General features: G+C 43.8%; 1 protein-coding gene. It reads left to right on the forward strand.

Translation table 11 applies throughout. From position 1 onward, the window contains the following. On the forward strand, nucleotides 1-1,486 hold a 1,486-nt coding region (locus JZI27_RS24815; protein WP_280209836.1), incomplete at its 5' end, for a Tn3 family transposase. Between the last annotated feature and the right edge of the window lie 97 nt (nucleotides 1,487-1,583).

A 1,583-nucleotide genomic window follows, 5' to 3' on the forward strand; every position in this document is an offset into this window, starting at 1 on the left:
TCTTGTGTCAAAAAACGAATGGAAATCCACTCAGTCAACCGGTACCAGATTAGCCGTGAGTCTCAATGTAGAAGACTACCTTGAGGAAAGAACTACGTCCCTCCTCTGTCGATTACAGTGGATTGGTGACAACATCGATGCTCTTGAAGGAGTAAACGTTGAAAAAGGTAGACTACATGTTAATCGGCTTGAAAAAGATGTTCCAGAAGAGGCGAAACAATATAGCGCTGCTCTCTATGGCATGTTGCCACGGGTAAAGCTGACAGATCTACTTTTAGAAGTAGCAAGTTGGACTGGGTTTGATGAGCAATTCATTCATGCTTCAACCAACCGTCAACCTAAATCTGAAGAAAAACCGATTGTTCTGGCATCGCTCATGGCTATGGGTACCAATATCGGCTTAACAAAAATGGCTGATGCAACACCCGGTATCTCATATCATCAAATAGCCAATGCTGCTCAGTGGAGAATGTACGATGATGCAATGAACAGAGCACAAGCAACACTTGTGAACTTTCATCATCGCCGTTCTTTAGCGTCCTATTGGGGTGATGGAAGCACATCATCATCTGATGGAATGCGCGTGCAAGTAGGCGTTTCATCTCTCAGTGCCGATCCTAACCCACATTACGGATCAGGCAGAGGGGCTACTATTTATCGATTCGTCAGTGATCAATTTTCATCGTTCTATACGAAAGTTATCAATACAAACGCTCGTGATGCTGTACATGTCATTGACGGCCTATTGCACCATGAATCGGACTTATCAATTGAGGAACATTATACGGATACTGCCGGTTATACAGATCAGGTCTTTGGATTAACTCATTTGCTTGGTTTTCGTTTTGCCCCACGTCTTCGTGATTTGTCTGACGCAAAACTTTATGCGATCGGAAAAACCAGTGACTTCCCGAAACTGGAGAATCTTCTCCGCGGTCAAATTGATATGAAGGTCATTCGTGAAAACTATGATGATGTTTTACGTCTGGCGCATTCTATTCGGGAAGGTAAAGTGTCCGGCGCACTTATTATGGGTAAGCTTGGCTCCTATGCTCGCCAGAACAAGGTCGCCAAAGCACTTCGAGAGATGGGACGAATTGAAAAGACGATTTTTATCCTGGACTACATCTCAAGCGAATCGATGCGCCGCCGTATCCAACGCGGATTAAATAAAGGAGAAGCAATGAACGCACTGGCACGAGCCATTTTCTTTGGAAAACATGGAGAACTGAGAGAACGTGCTTTGCAAGATCAGTTGCAACGTGCGAGCGCTTTAAACATTTTAATCAATGCAATTAGCGTTTGGAATACGGTTTATCTAGGAAAAGCTACAGATCTACTTCGGAGTAAAGGAACGTTACGAGAGGACTTATTAAAACATATGTCTCCATTGGGATGGGAGCATATCAACTTTCTTGGTGAGTATCGCTTCGATTCGAAAGGAGTTACCACCTTAGAATCACTGCGACCGCTGAATCAAGGATAATATAAAGCCGGTTACACCTTTAACGTGGTGAAAACCGGCTATTTTTATATCCAGAAGTCCTTAGCGTTGTAAATCTGCGTTTTGCTGGCGGTACCCC

This window comes from Brevibacillus sp. AY1 (assembly GCF_029870785.1).
Classification (GTDB): Bacteria; Bacillota; Bacilli; order Brevibacillales; family Brevibacillaceae; genus Brevibacillus; species Brevibacillus invocatus.